The following is an 18,571-nucleotide window of genomic DNA, read 5'->3' as shown; positions in this document are numbered from 1 at the left end:
TGGTTTTGAATTAGCTTGATCAGCATGCTGGTCAGGTAGGGATAAATACACTTTAAAAAATGTATAGCAGTTGATTCAGCTGAAATAATTCAAGGCTTTATGTTCATAATAAGCAATGTGCTAAGGAACAGCATTAATGAAATTTTCTATGACTTCGCTTGCGATGATTTCAACTTTTACATTCGCAAGTAGTGCTGTATTCGCCTTCGATCCTTTAGCTCAGGATCAAAAATGGATATTGGGCGATTGGAACGGAAAACGGACTCAACTCGAACAGCAAGGTTATCAATTTACCGCCGCTTTTCAAAATGAAAGTGCTGTTAATTTGAGTGGGGGATATGACGATTCACCACGACTATTTAATGCAAACCAATGGACATTTGGTACACGTCTAGATTTAGAAAAAAACGCAGGTTGGAAAGATACTCAAGCACAGTTGAGCATAACGAAACGAGATGGAAAACCGCTTTCTACTGATCGGATTAGTGATCCTAGAGCGCCGCAATTTAGTAGTGCTCAAGAGATTTATGGTCGTGGACAATGGTGGCGTTTAACCAGTGCATGGATTAAAAAAGGATTTTTGAATAATGATCTACACATTAAGGTAGGTCGTATGGGACTTTCAGATGATTTTAATGCATCACATTGTGAGTTTCAAAACTTAATGTTATGTGGAGGTCAGTTAGGTAAAACAGTAGGAGATATTTGGTTTAATAGTCCTGTAAGCCAATGGGGAATTAACGCCAAATATCAATTTTTACCTTCACTCTGGTTTGGAACAGGGGTTTATGAGGTCAATCCTGAAAATGCCTTAGAGCAACATGGTTTTAATTTGGATATGAATCAACGTAAAGGCATTTTAATTCCTGTGGAACTATCGTGGAAACCCAAACTGACCTTTTTCGATGGCTTAAGTGGTGAATATAAAGTCGGTGCATTTTTGTCAACGGCAAATGTACGGAATGTTAGTACAGATGAAAAGGGTAATATTGAGCCAAATGCAGCAGATCGGAAATGGCAAAACAATAAGCATAGTGTTTGGATTAATGCGCAACAACAGGTTTTTGCGCCTGCCGAGGACCCTAAGCGTGGTTTATTTATTTCGGCAAACTTTACTTTTAACGATAAAGCCACAACTGTTGTTGAAAACACACAGCAACTAGCGCTTTGGTATAAGGGCATATTCGAGCATCGGCCAAATGATACCATTGGTTTGGGTCTGGCACGTTTTGATGTGAATGATCGTGTCCGAGAACGCCAAAATGCATCAAATCAATTGCTGGGATTAACCGAAGCTGACTATGCGAATCCGAAATATACACCGATTCAGCATGACGAATTGAATATTGAATTGAACTATAACTTTCAATGGTCACCTAGTATTGCTTTACGACCAAATATTCAATATGTGCATCAACCAGGTGGTGTAAAACAAGTGGATGATGCTTGGATCGCTGGTATGACCATGAAACTTAATTTTTAAATATTTATGAATAAAAAGGCAAACAGAGGTTTGCCTTTTTATTTTCCAAACAAGATTTTTAGATTTTCTTGAAAAAGCGTTTCAAGTGATAAAACTTCATTTGGATTCAGGATGCCATTGTGAATCATACCCATCCACATAGGACTCACAATAAGCAATGCAAATTGCTGTGGGGAAATCGTGGCTGATAATTCTCCACGTTGAATCGCTAAACTGGTTAATTGCTCAAGCTCATACTGAATAGGTAAAAAAATCTTATTCACGTAAGTTTGACGAATATGCGGAAAATTATTTCCTTCACGTAAAATTAGGAGTGCCATATCCGCACGACCAGTCGTTTCAAGCGTTAAAACGCTGGGAATAATCTTTTTACAAATAAACTCGTAAACGGTTTCATTTTGAGTGATTTCAGAGGCGCGAATAGGACGAAATGAATCGTTGATGAGAGCATCAATTACTGCTTCAAATAACTGATCTTTAGTTTCAAAATAAGAATAAATTGTACCTTTGCCTAATTCAGCATGTTTAGCAATATCTGAAATTTTTGCTCTTGCAAAACCCACGTCAATAAAATGTTGTAGAGCAGAGTCAATAATTTTCTTTTTAGTTTCTTGCGTCTTTTCTAGACTAGGGCCGCGTGTTTTAGATTTTGTCATGTTGAACTAGATTTCATTGTTAACAAAGATTATTCTAACATAAATTGACCTGTGGGTCATATTTGAATTAAAATCGACTTAAAAGTCACTTTTGATTGGGTTATGCAGGCACCAAAGTCCAGTGTTCAATATTGCATTATTAGCTTTGCGCTGTGTCTTGCTGCTTTAAGCACCGCTCTGGCAAGCCCTCTATATGCAATCTATGAACAACAGTGGGGAGTTTCAACATCTCAAATAGGTTATATCTTCATTTCCTATATGTTAGGCGTAGTTTTTTCACTCCTGTTTTTAAATAAACTCAATGCAATTTATCACTATAAAAATGTGATTTTGGTCAGTCTAGCTTTAACCATTTTAGGTTTAATGTTGTCTGCATTGGCAAGTTCTGTTTGGTTACTGGGCTTTTCAAGGTTTCTGATTGGAATTGCTTCAGGACTTATTACCACCGCTGCAATGGTGGGACTCAAAGACCAATATCCGTTTCGTAATAAGGCATTAGCTGAAAAGCTTACTTCTATAATTACGGTCTTGGGTTTTGGTTTGGGACCTTTGATCGGTGGTGTATTAGCTGATCATACCGTGCGACCTTTGGCTGATCCTTATTGGATTATTATCTTTTTTTCACTTCTAATATTTATCAGTGTGTTTTGGGTCAAACCCAGATTTAAAATTGAGAAAAAATATCAGTTAAATGAGTTATTAAAGTTACAAGGTTTAGCATTGCCGCAGGTAGCTTCACGCAAAGTTTTCTGGGTCTGTAGTGTAGCCGCACTTTGTAGTTTCGGGGCCTTCAGCTTATATGCAGCTTTGGCTGGGACATTTATTAAAGAATTACCGATTAAATCGTCAGCTACCTTAACAGGTGTATCAATTTCAATCATTTTATTTGTGTCAGTACTAAGTCAATTATTTTGTAAATCGTTTAAAGAATTGCATGTGTTGTATGCAGGGTTATTAGCTTTATTGCTTGGAACGATTAGTTTGGTGATGGCAGAAGTCGAACACATAGTTTGGTTTTTATTGATCAGTATTTTACTGACGGGTATGGGACATGGTTTTACCCTAAGTGCTGTCTATCACTTTATTGGCAATATGATGGATCGGGAAAAAAATCCACTGATCTTTTCTAGTTATTTGTTTATTGCCTATCAAGGCACGATCTGGCCTGTCATCCTTTCCAGTTATTTTATTGAATATTTCGGGTTGGTCATCACATTAGGGCTGATTGCAGCATTATTAATGGTGACTATCGTTTGGTTGATGCATCAACTTAAATTTAAGGTAGGGCCTATATTAGCTTGTCATAAATAATGATTGCTCAGTTTTTGGAGCTTGAAAAATGTTTTAAAGGGAGTTTAGGCAATCGAAATATGATTTTGATTGCCTTAGAAGCTAAAAATTAGATATGGATCAAATTGATGATGGATGCAATTTTTTCAGAAGTTGCCATGAGTGCTGGTGCTAACTCTTCAATACGTTTAGGACTTAAACGTACAGAAGGCCCTGCAATACTGACTGTGCCAAAAGGCTCACCTGTCTGTGGGTTGAGAATGATTTTAGCCATAGCAGACATACCTAGCTCATAGGTGTCACTAATCACACCATAACCTCGCTCTCTAGAAGCATTAATCATTTGCTCTAGTTCTGTAAGGTCTTTTGGTGAGTTTGGTCCAAAGTTCTTGGCTTTATCGAAACCTTCACGTTCCACAATTCGTGAAAAGTCATTTTGATCAAGGGTAGATAAATACGCTAAACCACAAGCTGAAGCTGGTAAATAGGCCACGTTGCCAGAGTCAGGATCATATTTTAGACCTGATTTGGCTCCTTGAGCTTTACCAATCCAGATAATTTTTTCGTCTTCGATTAAACCGAGGCGAACCAGTTCAGAAGAAGTTTCTGCCAATTCATCAAGATAGGGTTGAAATGTTTCGGTAATCGAGCGCGAAGACAGAAAACTCAAACCCATTGAGGCAATTTTAAGAGTGAGCTTGTAGTGCTGAGTGATTTCATCTTGATAGATATATCCCATGTCTTTCATCGCAGTCAGAATGCGATGCATTGCAGACTTTGGGATATCAAGATCAACAGAAAGCTGACTGAGTGCACATCCGTCCACTTCTTTTAATAGTGCTTCGAGGATGAGCAAAGAACGATCGGTATTGCTGAGCATAAAAATCCTAATATTATTTTTTTGGAACAGTGTTCCAAAAAAATTAAAAACAGATTATAGTTGTTTTAGATTCTATCTCAAATGCCGTACAGATGAATCATTCAGATAAGGAGTTTCCTAATTATTCAGCTTTTGAGAATAAGTTAGGAGCAAAACTGAATAAGCGATGGAAAACGCATATTTGCTGATACACACTAATGGAGTAAGTGTATGACTCAACAGGTAAATTTAAGGGAGTTTATTGATGAAAATCGTATATCCCCAATACAAAAACTAGTCATCTTTTTATGTTTAATGATTGTCGTTGTTGATGGTATCGACATATCAATCATGGGATTTGTGGCTCCCGTCATTAAGCAGCAATGGGGAATTACTACAACTGATCTCGCACCCGTAATGAGTGCTGCTTTAATTGGTTTAGCTGTAGGCGCAGTGATTTCAGGCCCTTTGGCAGACAAGTTTGGACGTAAAAAACTACTCATTATTAACTTAATTGGTTTTGGTGTATTTACTTTATGTGCAGCAGTTTCTTCCAATGTGACAGAACTGATGATGTTCCGTTTTATTGCTGGTTTATTTATGGGAGGAGTAATGCCGCAAGCTGTTACATTGGTAACGGATTACTCTCCCATGAGAATGAATGGCCGTATGGTTACCATCATTCTAAGTGGATTCACAATTGGTGCTGCTATTGGAGGTTTTTTGGCTGCTTGGGTGATTCCACATTTTAACTGGCATGCCATGATGATTATTGGTGGAGTCCTACCACTTATTCTAGCCGTTATCGCCGTATTTAAACTACCTGAATCTATTGGTTATAAAGTCCTTAAACAACATCCAAAAGCAGAGATTGATGCCATTATCCATAAAATGGCGCCAGATTTTGATACGGCTAACACTGTTTTTGTTTTACCTAAAGCAAAAACCAATACGGTCGATAATCCAGTAAAAGCAGTCCTGAGTCCTTTTTATTTCTTAGGCAGCTTTTTGCTCTGGTGGAGCTACGCATCTGGTTTGTTTGTAGTGTATTTACTTGGAAGTTGGTTACCAATGATGAGCCATGAATTTGGTTTCAGCATTAGTGAAGCTTCAATTATCACTGCGATTTACCAGTTAGGTGGCCCAATAGGTTGTATCGCATGCGGTTATTTGATGGACAAGTTTAATCCACACCTTGGATTAGTGATTGCATATCTTTTAGCGATTGGCTTCATGTTCTTTCTAGGTGCGGTGGGTCATAACTTTGTAATGTATAGCATGATGTGTTTCTTCATCGGTATGTGGATGAATGGTGCGAATGCAGGTCTCAACAGTGTTTCAAGTTCATTCTATCCAGTTTTTGCTCGTGCAACAGGAAACAGTTGGATGCATGGTATAGGCCGATTAGGAGCAGTGGGTAGCGCATTTGCCGGAGCATATTTTTTAAGCCTAGGATGGGCGACGAGCAAAATTTTCCTTGTGCTTTGCTTACCAACCGCCGGTATGGTAGCAGCATTAATCATTATGAAACTGGTTTATTCACCAACAAAGATACGTCAGCACGAACTTAAAAAAGTTCAAATCTAAAATTTTCTAACTCATAGATTTTTAAGGAGATTGAATAATGGATATTCAATTGAATGGATCAACTCGTCTTTATTTTGTGGTCGGACATCCGATTATACAGGTCAAATCACCTGAGGGTGTAACGGTGGAACTGCTTAAAAAGGATCTAAATGCAATTGTTATACCTGCTGATGTAGCACCAGAACATTTCCCAAATTTTGTTCAGCAAAATTTGTATTTAAATAATAGTGACGGCTTGATTGTCACGGTACCTCATAAAATTTCGGCTTTGAATTGCTGCCAAAAATTAACTTCACGCGCACAGTTTATTGGGGCGGTAAATACGATTCGCCGCTGTAAAGAAGGATGGGAAGGAGACATGCTTGATGGCAAAGGCATGGTGCAAGCAATACGAAATAAGTTAATCGAGTTAAAAGATAAACGTGCCATTTTGGCAGGAGCTGGTGGAGCAGGTAAAGCGATTGCTTATGAATTACTTCTTGCTGATGTAGCGGAACTAGCAATTTTTGATGTGGATCAAACACGTCAACAGCAATTAGTTGAACAGCTGCAGCAATTAGGTAAAGGCAAAGTAGTCGCGCATAGCAATGATCCAACAGGTTTCGACGTTGTGATCAATGCGACACCTATGGGAATGAATGGTGATCCTTCTGCAGCTTTTCAATTAGAAAAAATAACTGCACAAATGTCGGTTGCAGATGTGGTGACTAGTCCTGAAAACACACCATTTATTCAGCATGCGTCGACTTTGGGATGTAACGCAGTCAAAGGAACGGACATGTTTATTGAGGTTCGTGACCTAATGATTGCTTATTTACTTGAGAAAGAGCAGGAGCAACAAGATGTCGCGTGAATATTCACTTTCTTTTTTGACAGTTGCAGATGTAACTCCTGTAGAAGCAGTCAAAATTGCAGCAAAGTGTGGTTATGCAGCAGTGGGCTTACGCCTGCTGCCAGCAGCACCTAATGAAGTAGATTATCCAATTTTAAATGATATCAAGCTAATTAAGGAAACAAGGGCTGCTTTGGATGACACAGGGGTTCGTATTGCTGATGTTGAAATTGTACGAATTACTTATGACTTTGAACCAAATAAATATTTGCAGTTTTTAAGTACCGCTGCGCAGCTCGGTGCTAGGCATATTTTAGTTGCAGGAAATGATCCTGAGCAGTCAAGACAAATACATCACTTCGCACAATTTTGTGAATTAAGTAAACAGTTTGGCTTGAGTTGTGACCTAGAGTTCATGCCATGGACCAATGTGAAAAATTTGGCGCAGGCTGAATATATCGTGAATCAATCAGGGCAAGAAAATGCTGCCATTTTAATTGATGCATTACATTTTGACCGATCAGATTCAACACTTGAGCAGATCAAAGCACTTGATCCAAAGCAATTGAACTATGTTCAGCTTTGCGATGGTTTCGCTGAATATGATCCCAGTGATGAAGGCTTAATTAAGATTGCACGTTCTAATCGATTAGTACCAGGGCAAGGCGAAATTGATCTTGTAGGGTTAATTCGTGCTTTGCCTAAAGAAATTATGTTAGCTGCAGAAGTCCCCAATTTAGTACTAGCTGAACGTCCTGCTCTCGAACGCGCTGAAATTAATTTGCAAGCAATGAAGCAGCTCGTTGCACTCGCTCAATTGGGCACTGTTACGGGGTAAGAAGTATGAACGCAAAAACCCAACAACCATTTCAGATGATTCCGATGCCAATTCGTGAATGCTACGAATGTGATGTTTTAGTCATTGGCTCAGGTGCAGGTGGGCTTTCAAGCGCTGTGACCGCAGCATATGAAGGATTAAAGGTTATTGTCGCAGAGAAAGCATCCGTATTTGGTGGAACTACTGCTGTATCGGGAGGATGGTTATGGATTCCTAATACACCTCATGCTGAACGTGAAGGACAAGCCGAACCAATTGAGATACCTAAGCTATATTTAAAAAATATTTTGGGTGAAAAATATGATGAAACAAAGATTCATACTTATTTAACTCTAGCACCAAAAATGGTGGAATTTTTCGAAACCAAAACTGAGGTTAAATTTAATATTGGTGCTGCAGTACCTGACTTTTTCAATATTGAAGGTGCTAGGGTTGGATGGCGTTCGGTTGTTGCTGCACCTTACGATGGCCGTTTACTTGGTCAGAAACTAAATATCCTACGTCCACCAATTCCTGAAACTACGCTTTGGGGAATGGGTATCGCTTCTGGCACAGATATGAAGCATTTCATTAATACTTTTAATGCAATTCCATCCTTTATCTATGCGACCAAACGAGTATTACGACATTTTTTTGATCTAATTTTTACTAAGCGCTCAACTCAAATTGTGAATGGTAATGCTTTGGTGGCTCGCTTACTCAAATCTGCATTTGATTACAAAGTAAAACTATTGGCAAATCATGCCATGACTGAATTAGTTGAAGAAAATGGTCGAGTGATTGGAGCATTATTTAAAACACCAGCTGGCATCGTCAAGATAATAGCAAAACATGGCGTGGTATTAGCGACTGGTGGTTTTCCGCATGATGAAAAACGTAAACAAGCTTTATTCAAACATGTGAGTGAAGGTACTCCTCATCATTCAGCTGCTCCTGAAACAAATATGGGTGATGGCTTAAGTGCAGCAGAAGCAATTGGTGCAACTGTTGACCAAACCTTGCCTTGGTCTGGCGCATGGGCACCTGTTTCACTAATGCCACGTTTAGATGGAACTTTAGGTCGCTTTCCACATTTGGTTGAGCGAGGTAAACCAGGGTTAATTGCTGTTTTAAAAAATGGCTGTCGGTTCACGAATGAAGGTGATTCCTATCCATTATTTATTAAGGATCTATTCAAACACACACCGCAAGGCAAACAAGCACATTGCTGGTTGATTTGCGATCATAAGTTCATTCGCCGTTACGGTTTAGGCGCTGTTAAACCTTTTCCAATTTCTCTAAAGCCTTGGCTAGACAACGGTTACTTAAAACAAGGAAACACTATTCAAGAGCTGGCTGTGGCATGCGGTATAGATCCAGTTCAGTTTTTAAAAACAGTTGAGCAGTACAACCAATATGCATATTTAGGTCAAGATCCCGAGTTTCAACGTGGCACTACACCTTATCAAAAAGCGCAAGGTGATGCCGATCATCATCCGAACCCATGTATTGCCCCGATTGAAAATGGACCATTTTATGCAGTTGAGGTGGTGCCAGGAAGTTTAGGGACATTTGCAGGACTGGTTACAGATGAATATGCCCAAGTTCTAAATAAAACAGGGCAACCGATTAATGGATTATTTGCGGCTGGAAATGATCTAAATAGCATCATGGGTGGTCAATATCCAAGTGGTGGAATTACCTTAGGTCCAGCCATGACATTTGGTTATCTTGCTGCAAAAAAAATTGCTGAACAAGCTAGAACTGAAACAGTAGCGTTCACGCCACATAAGCAAGATTAAGGAGAATTGAACATGGATAAAGAAGTTGATTTATTGGTTATTGGCGGTGGTGCAGCAGGCATGTCTGCTGCACTTTTTGCCAAGCTTAATGGATTAGATGTCTTACTTTGCGAAAAGGCTTCACAAGTAGGGGGGACTTCAGCAACATCAGGTGGAACCATTTGGGCACCAGGCTCACATTTGAGTGTTCAAGCAGGTGTTCCTGATGATATTGCGCAAGCTCGAATTTTTCTTAAATCTGTCGTTGGTGAACGTTGTGGTGAAGAACTTCGTGAAGCATTTCTAGCTTCATGTGCGGATATGGTTCGGGATTTAGATGAGAAAACTACAGTTAAGCTTAATGCTTGTTTAGCACATCCCGATTATGTGAAAAACCAACCAGGAGAAGCATTTGGTGGTCGTGCACTTGCGCCTGCTGAGTTTGATGCAAGTGTTTTAGGTGCTGACTTTAAATATGTACGTCCTCCACGAGCGGAATTTATGGGCTTAGGCGGCATGATGGTCAATCGTACTGAATTAAATGCATTGTTAAATCCTATACAAAGCTTTCAGAACTTTATGACCACCTTGAAAGTTGTGATGCCCTATTTTCTGTCACGTCTACGCTTTAATCGGGGTACACGGCTTGTTATGGGTAATGCTTTGGTAGGTAGCTTATTTTATAACCTTAAACAAAAACATATTCCTGTTTGGTTCAATGCACCACTGCAAGAATTATTAGTCGAAAACGGCAAAGTGGTAGGAGCCAAAATTGAAACTGAACAAGGCGTAAAAGTTGTTCGTGCCAGAAAAGGTGTAGTTTTAGCCACAGGTGGTGTGGGGTGGAATATAAAGTTGCGTCAACAATTGTTTCCTAAAGGTTTAATTGCAGACTCACTGTCACCTTACTCAAACACGGGTGATGGGCTTAGTAAAGCTATGGAAAAAGGTGCAAAACTTGATCCCTCTGTGGATAGCAGTGTGCTTTATTTTCCATGTTCAATTCATGTTCATGCCAATGGTTATAAAGCTATTTGGCCGCACATTATTTTAGACCGGGCCAAACCAGGCGTGATAGCTGTCAATGATGATGGCAAACGCTTTGTTAATGAATCAGATTCGTACCACGACTTTTGTATGGCTCAGCTTAAAACAAATCAAGGTAAACCAAAAATTCAGTCTTACCTGATTTGTGACCAAACTGCGATTCAAAAATATGGGTTAGGTTTTGTTTTGCCAGGTGCAAAAAAACTCGATTACTACCTCAAAGCAAAATATTTATTCTCTGCAAATTCACTAGAAGAGCTTGCCCAAAAGGTTGGGATTAACGCTCAAGGATTGGTGAATACAGTTCAACGTTTTAATCACCTCGTTGAACAGGGTGTAGACACAGACTTTGGTAAAGGCAGTGGTGTGATGAATCGCTTTAACGGAGATCCTGAAGTCAAACCTAATCCATGCTTGGGCAAACTTGAGCAAGGTCCCTTTTACGCTTTACCTGTCATTCCAATGGACTGTGCGAGTAGTGGTGGATTAGCTGGCGACATTTATGGTCGAGTGCTTGATCAGAATAATCAGGTGATTACTGGACTATTTGCCTGTGGTAATGACCTATCTTCAATTTTTAAAGGAACATATCCAGGCCCAGGAACAACACTAGGGCCAGGGATGGTATTTGCTTGGCGAATTGCTCAATTTGCCGCAGGAAAACTAAATAAACAAGTGACTGAACAACCTACACAAATGACACAACCACGGAGAACAGCATGAAGCTTTATCAACTGATTAACATCACTATCAAAATGGGTACAACTGCAACTGTTGCAGCAGGTATTCAAAGTTTTTACCAAGATGAGACAGCTAAGGGTAAGTTACTTGGAGTATTTTTCTCTGATATAGGCGAGCTCAACCAAGTTGTTGTATTACGCAGCTATGCTTCACAACAAGAATTAGATGATGAAAATGCGCGTTTAGCAGCACAAGAAAACTTGTTTGGTGCATCTGAAAATATTATTAGATATTCAGTAGAAAATTTTGCTGGTTTTGACTTCTTACCAGAAGTTGAGGTGGGTGAATTTGGTCCTGTCTATGAAATCCGCACTTATGAGTTGAAACATGGTGGTGTTCCCCATGTTCTTGAGGCATGGAAAAATGCAGTGCCAACTCGGACTCAATACTCAAAATTAACAATAGCGATGTATGCTCTTGATGGCACACCTCGTATTGTAAGTATTTGGCCATATGCGTCATTGAATGAGCGTTCGGAGGTCCGTGCCAAATCAGTGGCAGATGGTATTTGGCCACCAAAAGGTGGTCCACAGTGGTTAACTCATGAAATGAAGTCAATGATTGCATTACCAACTTCAGTATCGCCACTGAAATAAAATTTGGTAATGATGTATTAAAAACTAGCCTGCTAAATTAGTGGGCTAGTTCTAAAAAAGAGGTAATAGATAAATGCACATTACTTTTTAAAAAAATTAAACTAAAAATATTCTAACTAATTGTGTGTTAAATTCTCTTGTACAACTATGACAACAATTCCTAATAAATTCCCCACATTGTACAATTAGGAAAAACAATATTTCCTAATTTATTAGTTAATGTTAATAGAGCACTCTAGCTTAACCCTTTATTTTAATATCATTCAGGCCATTTGTTAATTTATTTGCTAAATGAGTAAATGTAATCATATCGTCAAGTGTAAAGCCATGTAGAGCCTGCTTATAAAAATTATAAATATTTTCTTGCAATTGTTCCCATCGAGCAATTCCTTCTTTGGTCAGCATGATATTTTTTGCACGACGATCTGTTGTGTCAATTTGACGTATTACATATCCTTCACGCTCGAGTCGCTTCAAAACACCATCTAAATTTTGTCTACTTACATCTAGATATTCAGTTAATTCAGTAAATGACATAACTGAATTAGTTTGTGGCCTTGATAATGCACCTAAAACTGCCCAATGTACCGATGAGATTCCTAGTTCATTTACACATTGACGATCTAATGAGTTTCCAAGTTGAAACAATCTGAAGAATAATCTGTTGTGGATTGGATAAAGAGATTGATCATAACTTTGTTGATCTTTTTGGGTCATAATCTAAACTGCTAAGTATTGAGGATTTATCTATATTATATACTTATAAGTAGATGCATTTATTGAAAATAAAAAATGGAATATTGATGATTTATGTAATATTGGTATCGATTTAAATAGTCTGATTTGATAGTTTTTATCGGAAATTATCAAACCAGCTATATGTCAGCAACATTTCAAGTTGGTTTCGTAGTATTAGCTCTAAAGTCACAAACAAGGAAGTAAATTTCTATCAACCGACATATGTATGTACTCATTTAAACCAACTCAAGTAATTATCCTTTTTTATCATTCTTAGCTTCGGACTACAGATACCAAACAAAGTATTAAATATCTGCTATAGCACGACAAACACCATTCTGAACATTAATATCCTTATGAGTTAATTTTTCACCGTTTAAATATCATTGATTTGTAAATTGTGCTTTACGCTTTTCAATAAACGCTTGTATACCTTCAGCTGCATCTTTAGTTTGGGTACTGGCAAGAAACATTTCACTTTCGAGCGCTAAACCATCAGTAATATTCAAATCTAATGCCGATTGAACAGCCTTTATGATAAATGCTGTGGATGCAGGAAATTTCTCTCCAAAATTTGATAAGAAATCCAAACCTGCTTGAGTAGAATTTTCATTAGCAGTAATTTGTGTAATCAGACCAATTTCTTTTGCCTCTATTGCATCGAAAATTCTTCCACTTAAAATCAATTCTAACGCTTTGGCATGGCCTACGATACGAGGTAAGCGTTGTGTACCGCCATAACCAGGAAGTAATCCTAATTTAATTTCAGGTAAACCAAATTTAGAATCAAGGCGGCAGATACGAAAAGTACAAGCCATAGCTAATTCTAAACCTCCGCCTAAAGCAGTACCTTTAATTACGGCTATTGTAGGAAATGGTAGGTTGCTAATTTTATTGAAAACATTTTGCCCTTTACGTGAAAGCTCAAGATATTCAGTAGGCGTTTTATTTTGTAGTTCTGTAATATCTGCTCCAGCACAAAAAGCTTTTTCACCTTGGCCAGTAAAAATGAGAGCACGAGGATGGGCCTGATTAACTTTGTTAAGTAAGTCATCAATATTTTGAATCATTTCCTTGTTTAGAGCATTTCTTGCTTCTGGCCGACAAAGAGTAATTATAGCGATATCATTCTGATAAATTAGCGTTGCATTCATTTTTTAAACTCCTTTTTGACACTAAAAAGCATATTGAAATATTTAATTATGTCAATATATTTGCATTATTTGTTTATTTGAAATTTTTATATCCAACAAAAACAAATATTTAAAATTATTTTAAATAAAAATATATCAACATATTGACACAAAATATCACTCTCATTACTCTTATTTGAAATGGAGTGTGAATTCTTCAATCAACAAGTATGGGCAAAAATGTAATTAATAAAATTGCAGATAATAAAGAGTCATGCATATCAAGGAGATGATCATGCAGTACATTGATGTACACAAAATTGCTAGTGATGCAAAGTTTAATAAGTTTCATGCCAAGGTATTACTTTGGTGTTTCATTGTTATTATTATTGATGGCTATGACATAGCTGTTGCTGGTATAGCTATCCCTTCAATTATGGAAAAGATGGGGGTCAGTGCTTCGACTGCAGGTTTTATGGCTAGTTCTGCATTATTCGGTATGATGGTTGGTGCCATTTTTTTAGGAGCTATATCCGATAAAATTGGCCGGCGTTTGACTATCGCGATCTGTGTATTTCTATTTAGTGTCTTCACAGCAGTAGCTGGAATGACGAATGATCCTATTAGTTTTAGTATTATGCGTTTTATTGCAGGCTTAGGTATCGGTGGTGTTATGCCTAATGTTGTAGCACAAATGACTGAGTATGCCCCGAAAAAAATACGTAATTTCATGACTGCCTTGATGTTTTCTGGCTATGCTATAGGGGGGATCTTGGCAGCTTTGCTGGGTAAACAATTTATTGTGGAATTTGGTTGGCAGGTTGTGTTTTTTGCGGCGGGTATCCCTGTATTACTCATTCCTTTTATTATGAAATCAATGCCAGAATCATTGGCATATCTAAGTAAGAATAAAAAAGATCTAGAACTAAAAGAGATTGTTCGGCTTATTGAACCAAATATTCAGATAAATAATGAAACAGAGTTACTCAGTATGAAAGATACTAGCTCTGATCATATTCCTGTTACACAATTATTTGCTAATGGTCGTGGTTTTAGCACAGTTATGTTTTGGGTGGCGTTCTTCACTGGACTGTTTATGGTCTATTCATTAAGTACATGGTTGACTAAATTAATGGCTATGTCGGGCTATACGCTTGGTTCAGCATTAAGCTTCGTGGTTGCTCTAAATATTGGTGGCATCATTGGTGCCGTAGGTGGAGGTTGGCTGGCTGACCGTATGCATATCAAGTGGGTATTGGTGTTTATGTACAGTTTGGGAAGTGTATTTTTGTACTTAATGACTCTGCCAATGCCAATACATATGTTGTATATCACGATTGCAGTAGTTGGAGCTTGCTCTACTGGTGCTCAAATTGTTGCTTATTCTTATTGCGGTCAGTTTTATCCTGCTGAGATTCGTTCAACCGGCATTGGTTTGGCATCGGGTGTAGGACGTTTAGGAGCGATAGGTGCGCCATTACTGATAGGAATGATTATGGCCCTGAATTTACCGATTGAACAAAATTTCATGGTGATTGCAGCAGCAGGTTTAATTGGTGCAATTGCTTTATCATTCATTAATCATAATCGCTCATTTTCAACATAATTTACTTTGGCATGGTCTATTACTTCAGTATGCAGTAATAGACCATTTTTTATCTTTATTCGAGGAATTACATGAAGGCTCTTGTTGCTGTAAAACGCGTGGTTGATGCCAACGTCAAAGTTCGTGTTAAGCCGGACAATAGTGGGGTTGACCTTACTAACGTTAAAATGTCAATTAACCCATTTTGTGAAATCGCAGTGGAAGAAGCGGTTCGCTTAAAAGAAAAAGGAACAGTATCAGAAATCGTTGTTGTTTCTGTTGGTCCTAAAGAAGCTCAAGAACAAATCCGTTCTGCAATGGCTTTGGGTGCAGACCGCGGTATTTTGGTTGAAACTACTGATGAAATTGGCGCTTTAGAAGTTGCTAAAATTTTAAAAGGTGTTGTTGATGCTGAAAAACCAGAACTTATCCTTCTTGGTAAACAAGCAATTGATGATGACTCTAACCAAGTAGGTCAAATGCTTGGCGCATTATTAGGTGCGGGCCAAGGTACATTCGCTTCTGAAGTGAAAGTTGATGGCGGCAAAGTACAAGTAACTCGTGAAGTTGACGGTGGTTTACAAACTGTTGAACTGGCACTTCCAGCAATCATTACAACTGACTTGCGTTTGAATGAGCCACGTTATGCAGCATTGCCTAACATCATGAAAGCTCGTAAGAAGCCACTTGATACTAAATCTCCTGCTGATTATGGCGTTACAGCTGGTACTAAGCTTAAAACTGTTAAAGTTGAAGCTCCAGCAGAACGTAAAGCTGGCGTACAAGTGAAATCTGTAGATGAGCTTGTTGAAAAATTGAAAAATGAAGCGAAAGTGATCTAATACGGAAGGATAAAATCATGAGTATTTTAGTTATCGCTGACCACAACAACCAAGTACTTAACGGTGCTACTTTAAACGTTGTTGCTGCAGCACAAAAAATCGGTGGTGATATTACTGTATTAGTTGCTGGTTCTGGTGCTCAGGCAGTTGCTGATGCTGCTGCTAAAGTTGCTGGTGTAAGCAAGGTTTTACTTGCTGACAACGCAGCTTATGCAAACCAGTTAGCTGAAAACGTAGCTGCTTTAGTTGCTGATTTGGCTAAAGGTTACAAATACGTATTAGCTGCCTCTACAACGACTGGTAAGAACATTCTTCCACGTGTTGCAGCTCTTCTTGATGTAAGCATGATCACAGATATTATTTCTGTTGAATCTGCGAATACATTCAAGCGTCCGATCTATGCAGGTAATGCGATTGCGACTGTTCAATCTGACGAAGCAATCATTGTTGGTACAGTTCGTGGTACAGCATTTGATCCAGTAGCTGCTGAAGGTGGTTCTGCTACCGTTGAAGCAGTAAGTGAAGCGAAAGATGCAGGTATTTCTAATTTTGTATCTGAAGAAATCGTGAAACTTGACCGTCCTGAATTGACAGCTGCTCGAATTGTTGTTTCTGGTGGTCGTGGTGTAGGTTCTGGTGAGAACTACCATAAAGTACTTGATCCATTAGCTGACAAGCTTGGTGCAGCGCAAGGTGCTTCACGTGCGGCAGTTGATGCAGGCTTCGTACCTAACGACTTCCAGGTTGGTCAAACTGGTAAGATCGTTGCACCTGACCTTTATGTTGCTGTAGGTATTTCTGGTGCGATCCAGCATTTGGCTGGTATGAAAGATTCTAAAGTTATTGTTGCAATCAACAAAGACGAAGAAGCGCCAATCAACGGTGTTGCTGACTACTGGTTAGTTGGTGATTTGAACACTGTGGTACCAGAGTTGGTATCTAAACTTTAATCTTTACTGGTTAAAGTCAAAAACCCTTAGTTTTTACTAAGGGTTTTTTATTATTGAACAATTCTTTTATTCTTCAAAACAGTGAATTCCTCATCATCAAGATAACGTTGCAGAATTAAATCACTATCTTCCGCTAAGAGAGGGGGAGTTTTTTTATATTCAACTGGTGTTTTTGAAAGTTTAATAGGTGAGCCGATCATTTGATAGTTGTTTTGTAAGGGATGGGGGACTTTAACTATCATATTACGTGCAATTGCCTGCGGTTCTGAGAGAGCTTGTTCAATATTATTAATCATACCAACAGGCACTTGAACAGCATGAATTTTAGTAACCCAATTCTCGGCAATATCCTTTAAAAAGTGTGACTGTAAGACCTGTATTAATGCATCTCTATGAATTACACGTTGGGCATTGGTTGAAAATTTAGGATTATGTATTAATTCAGCTAAGCCAATACTTTGGCACAATGAAATAAATTGATTGTCATTACCACAAGCAATAATGAATTCACCTTGAAGAGCTTTGAAAACCTGATAGGGCACAATATTTGCATGAGCGTTTCCATAACGACCAGGGATTTTTTCTGATACTAGATAGTTCATTCCAAGCTGGGACATGCAAGCAATTTGAGTGTCTAGTAGTGCCATATCAATATATTGGCCTTCGCCCGTTTTATGACGTGAAAGAAGAGCAGCTTGGATGGCAATATTGGAATATAAACCAGTTGTTAAATCAGCAAGTGCAATGCCGGCTTTTTGCGGGCCTCCTCCTGATAAATCATCACGCTCTCCTGTAACACTCATCATTCCTCCCATACCTTGAATGATAAAATCATACCCAGGTTCTTTAGAGCGGGGGCCTGTTTGCCCAAAACCTGTAATAGAACAGTATACTAAACCAGGGTTGATTTTAGATAAGCTCTCATAGTCTAGTCCATAGCGCTTAAGGGTGCCTGTTTTATAATTTTCAATTAAAACATCTGTATCTAAAACCATTTTTTTAATCAGAGCTTGACCTTCAATGGTTGAAATATCAATACCAACTGAAAATTTATTTCGGTTTGCTGATAGATAATAAGCAGCCTCTTGGGTATCTTGCTTTTTATTATCTTTTAACCAAGGTGGTCCCCACTGTCGAGTATCATCTCCACAATAAGGACGTTCAACTTTTATTACCTCTGCGCCAAGGTCTGCCAAGATTTGACTGCACCAAGGTCCGGCTAATATACGACTTAAATCTAATACTTTATATCCTGTTAATGCGCCCATTAGATTATCCTTTTCATATCTTGTTTTATTAGCAAATTGAAACTCTGTTATGTCGTCAGAGATTACATATTAGGGTAGTTCGGACCACCACCTGAGGCAGGAAGAACAAAGCAGCGCTTTGTCCTGCCGCAAGTGCAAAAGCTATGCTTTTGCAGAGAAGGTGGTTGTTCTATTACATGTTTGGATAGTTTGGACCACCACCACCTTCTGGCGTTACCCATGTGATGTTTTGAGATGGGTCTTTAATATCACAGGTCTTACAGTGAACACAGTTTGCTGCGTTAATCTGGAAGCGTTTAGAGCCATCATTCTCTTCCATGATTTCGTAAACACCAGCTGGGCAGTAGCGCTGTGCAGGCTCATCCC

At 38.6% G+C, this 18,571-nt stretch carries 17 protein-coding genes; 11 read left to right on the top strand and 6 right to left on the bottom strand.

Annotated features, from left to right (window positions below; all coding sequences use genetic code 11):
* Positions 1-136 precede the first annotated feature (136 nt).
* Positions 137-1,483 (top strand): carbohydrate porin, encoded by a 1,347-nt coding sequence (locus RMB03_RS03995; RefSeq protein ID WP_409070629.1) that lies wholly within the window; start codon positions 137-139, stop codon positions 1,481-1,483.
* Positions 1,484-1,521: 38 nt separating this feature from the next.
* Here the strand turns inward: RMB03_RS03995 and RMB03_RS03990 are convergent, their stop codons facing one another.
* Positions 1,522-2,139 carry a TetR/AcrR family transcriptional regulator gene (locus RMB03_RS03990; RefSeq protein ID WP_311074070.1) on the bottom strand — a complete coding sequence of 206 codons (618 nt, stop codon included), beginning with the start codon at positions 2,137-2,139 and terminating at the stop codon, positions 1,522-1,524.
* 102 nt (positions 2,140-2,241) lie between these two features.
* Here RMB03_RS03990 and RMB03_RS03985 point away from each other — a divergent pair, with 102 nt between their 5' ends.
* Entirely contained in the window at positions 2,242-3,450 is a 1,209-nt protein-coding gene (locus RMB03_RS03985; protein ID WP_311074068.1) for an MFS transporter, read from the top strand.
* Positions 3,451-3,538: 88 nt separating this feature from the next.
* Here RMB03_RS03985 and RMB03_RS03980 read toward each other — a convergent pair whose 3' ends face one another.
* Positions 3,539-4,309, bottom strand: coding sequence for an IclR family transcriptional regulator (locus RMB03_RS03980; RefSeq protein ID WP_151302487.1), 771 nt, complete (start codon positions 4,307-4,309; stop codon positions 3,539-3,541).
* 210 nt (positions 4,310-4,519) lie between these two features.
* Here RMB03_RS03980 and RMB03_RS03975 point away from each other — a divergent pair, with 210 nt between their 5' ends.
* Genes RMB03_RS03975 through RMB03_RS03950 form a run of 6 tightly spaced genes read left to right on the top strand, consistent with a single transcriptional unit; the run spans position 4,520 to position 11,689 of the window.
* The gene (locus tag RMB03_RS03975) at positions 4,520-5,875 is read left to right on the top strand and encodes an MFS transporter (protein ID WP_311074064.1); all 1,356 of its coding nucleotides are present in this window, start codon (positions 4,520-4,522) and stop codon (positions 5,873-5,875) included.
* Between the two features lie 37 nt (positions 5,876-5,912).
* The gene (locus RMB03_RS03970; RefSeq protein WP_311074062.1) at positions 5,913-6,728 is read left to right on the top strand and encodes a shikimate dehydrogenase; all 816 of its coding nucleotides are present in this window, start codon (positions 5,913-5,915) and stop codon (positions 6,726-6,728) included.
* Positions 6,718-7,545 (top strand): TIM barrel protein, encoded by an 828-nt coding sequence (locus RMB03_RS03965; protein ID WP_311074060.1) that lies wholly within the window; start codon positions 6,718-6,720, stop codon positions 7,543-7,545. Before RMB03_RS03970 ends, RMB03_RS03965 begins: the two co-directional genes overlap by 11 nt.
* Before the next feature lie 5 nt (positions 7,546-7,550).
* Complete coding sequence (locus RMB03_RS03960; protein WP_311074058.1) at positions 7,551-9,326, top strand: FAD-dependent oxidoreductase; 1,776 nt, start codon at positions 7,551-7,553, stop codon at positions 9,324-9,326.
* A 12-nt stretch (positions 9,327-9,338) separates the two neighbouring features.
* Entirely contained in the window at positions 9,339-11,075 is a 1,737-nt protein-coding gene (locus RMB03_RS03955) for an FAD-dependent oxidoreductase (RefSeq protein WP_311074056.1), read from the top strand.
* The gene (locus RMB03_RS03950; RefSeq protein WP_311074054.1) at positions 11,072-11,689 is read left to right on the top strand and encodes an NIPSNAP family protein; all 618 of its coding nucleotides are present in this window, start codon (positions 11,072-11,074) and stop codon (positions 11,687-11,689) included. The genes RMB03_RS03955 and RMB03_RS03950 overlap by 4 nt, the downstream gene beginning before the upstream one ends.
* 240 nt (positions 11,690-11,929) lie before the next feature.
* On the opposite strand, the gene RMB03_RS03945 is transcribed toward RMB03_RS03950, so the two are convergent.
* Complete coding sequence (locus tag RMB03_RS03945) at positions 11,930-12,406, bottom strand: MarR family transcriptional regulator (RefSeq protein WP_311074052.1); 477 nt, start codon at positions 12,404-12,406, stop codon at positions 11,930-11,932.
* Between the two features lie 404 nt (positions 12,407-12,810).
* Positions 12,811-13,581 carry an enoyl-CoA hydratase/isomerase family protein gene (locus RMB03_RS03940; RefSeq protein ID WP_045431398.1) on the bottom strand — a complete coding sequence of 257 codons (771 nt, stop codon included), beginning with the start codon at positions 13,579-13,581 and terminating at the stop codon, positions 12,811-12,813.
* A gap of 274 nt (positions 13,582-13,855) precedes the next feature.
* On the opposite strand from RMB03_RS03940, the gene RMB03_RS03935 reads away from it, so the two are divergent.
* The 3 genes from RMB03_RS03935 to RMB03_RS03925 all read left to right on the top strand — a co-directional run bounded on the left by RMB03_RS03935 (position 13,856) and on the right by RMB03_RS03925 (position 16,937).
* Complete coding sequence (locus RMB03_RS03935) at positions 13,856-15,166, top strand: MFS transporter (protein ID WP_311074048.1); 1,311 nt, start codon at positions 13,856-13,858, stop codon at positions 15,164-15,166.
* Between the two features lie 71 nt (positions 15,167-15,237).
* On the top strand, positions 15,238-15,987 hold the full coding sequence (locus RMB03_RS03930) for an electron transfer flavoprotein subunit beta/FixA family protein (RefSeq protein WP_003650176.1): 750 nt from the start codon (positions 15,238-15,240) through the stop codon (positions 15,985-15,987).
* A gap of 17 nt (positions 15,988-16,004) precedes the next feature.
* Entirely contained in the window at positions 16,005-16,937 is a 933-nt protein-coding gene (locus RMB03_RS03925; RefSeq protein ID WP_127492777.1) for an electron transfer flavoprotein subunit alpha/FixB family protein, read from the top strand.
* 50 nt (positions 16,938-16,987) lie between these two features.
* On the opposite strand, the gene RMB03_RS03920 is transcribed toward RMB03_RS03925, so the two are convergent.
* Positions 16,988-18,205 carry a CaiB/BaiF CoA-transferase family protein gene (locus tag RMB03_RS03920; RefSeq protein ID WP_311074045.1) on the bottom strand — a complete coding sequence of 406 codons (1,218 nt, stop codon included), beginning with the start codon at positions 18,203-18,205 and terminating at the stop codon, positions 16,988-16,990.
* 172 nt (positions 18,206-18,377) lie between these two features.
* A partial coding sequence (locus RMB03_RS03915) for a 4Fe-4S dicluster domain-containing protein (RefSeq protein ID WP_311074042.1) occupies positions 18,378-18,571 on the bottom strand: 194 nt, incomplete at its 5' end.

The organism is Acinetobacter sp. V91_7 (assembly GCF_031799075.1).
Lineage (GTDB): Bacteria > Pseudomonadota > Gammaproteobacteria > Pseudomonadales > Moraxellaceae > Acinetobacter > Acinetobacter calcoaceticus.
The sequence above is the reverse complement of the archived record's forward strand: the minus strand, read 5'-3'. Positions and strand labels throughout refer to the sequence as shown.

Excerpts from the sequence above, each read along its gene's own strand:
- RMB03_RS03940 (WP_045431398.1), bottom strand. The coding sequence starts at position 13,581 with ATGAATGCAACGCTAATTTATCAGAATGATATCGCTATAATTACTCTT.
- RMB03_RS03945 (WP_311074052.1), bottom strand. The coding sequence starts at position 12,406 with ATGACCCAAAAAGATCAACAAAGTTATGATCAATCTCTTTATCCAATC.
- RMB03_RS03975 (WP_311074064.1), top strand. The coding sequence starts at position 4,520 with ATGACTCAACAGGTAAATTTAAGGGAGTTTATTGATGAAAATCGTATA.
- RMB03_RS03965 (WP_311074060.1), top strand. The coding sequence starts at position 6,718 with ATGTCGCGTGAATATTCACTTTCTTTTTTGACAGTTGCAGATGTAACT.
- RMB03_RS03925 (WP_127492777.1), top strand. The coding sequence starts at position 16,005 with ATGAGTATTTTAGTTATCGCTGACCACAACAACCAAGTACTTAACGGT.
- RMB03_RS03955 (WP_311074056.1), top strand. The coding sequence starts at position 9,339 with ATGGATAAAGAAGTTGATTTATTGGTTATTGGCGGTGGTGCAGCAGGC.
- RMB03_RS03960 (WP_311074058.1), top strand. The coding sequence starts at position 7,551 with ATGAACGCAAAAACCCAACAACCATTTCAGATGATTCCGATGCCAATT.
- RMB03_RS03970 (WP_311074062.1), top strand. The coding sequence starts at position 5,913 with ATGGATATTCAATTGAATGGATCAACTCGTCTTTATTTTGTGGTCGGA.
- RMB03_RS03950 (WP_311074054.1), top strand. The coding sequence starts at position 11,072 with ATGAAGCTTTATCAACTGATTAACATCACTATCAAAATGGGTACAACT.
- RMB03_RS03990 (WP_311074070.1), bottom strand. The coding sequence starts at position 2,139 with ATGACAAAATCTAAAACACGCGGCCCTAGTCTAGAAAAGACGCAAGAA.
- RMB03_RS03995 (WP_409070629.1), top strand. The coding sequence starts at position 137 with ATGAAATTTTCTATGACTTCGCTTGCGATGATTTCAACTTTTACATTC.
- RMB03_RS03980 (WP_151302487.1), bottom strand. The coding sequence starts at position 4,309 with ATGCTCAGCAATACCGATCGTTCTTTGCTCATCCTCGAAGCACTATTA.
- RMB03_RS03920 (WP_311074045.1), bottom strand. The coding sequence starts at position 18,205 with ATGGGCGCATTAACAGGATATAAAGTATTAGATTTAAGTCGTATATTA.
- RMB03_RS03935 (WP_311074048.1), top strand. The coding sequence starts at position 13,856 with ATGCAGTACATTGATGTACACAAAATTGCTAGTGATGCAAAGTTTAAT.
- RMB03_RS03930 (WP_003650176.1), top strand. The coding sequence starts at position 15,238 with ATGAAGGCTCTTGTTGCTGTAAAACGCGTGGTTGATGCCAACGTCAAA.
- RMB03_RS03985 (WP_311074068.1), top strand. The coding sequence starts at position 2,242 with ATGCAGGCACCAAAGTCCAGTGTTCAATATTGCATTATTAGCTTTGCG.